The following is a 265-nucleotide window of genomic DNA, read 5'->3' on the forward strand; positions in this document are numbered from 1 at the left end:
TACAGGTGGTTAGTCAATGCCGAACAAGTTGAACTTGAAAAATGCTTGACTAGTATAGGACAGGTCGCTGATTTATTTGTCAATAATAGTCTAGCTTTGGAAGTTCAATGTTCCGGTCTGCCCATTTCTCGTTTGCAGCTGAGGACGCAAGCCTATAGTGAGGCTGGTTATCAGGTTCTTTGGTTGCTTGGCAAGGATTTGTGGCTCAAGGAACGACTGACCAATTTGCACAAGCAATTTCTCTCTTTTAGTATGAATATGGGGT

The 265-nt window shown here is 42.6% G+C and carries 1 protein-coding gene; it reads left to right on the forward strand.

The window, feature by feature from the left end; all coding sequences use genetic code 11:
* Positions 1-265: competence protein CoiA family protein (locus tag C1G53_RS00270; RefSeq protein WP_269087977.1), on the forward strand; the 265-nt coding region annotated here is incomplete at both ends.

Source organism: Streptococcus suis (genome assembly GCF_002960445.1).
Taxonomy (GTDB): Bacteria; Bacillota; Bacilli; order Lactobacillales; family Streptococcaceae; genus Streptococcus; species Streptococcus hyiners.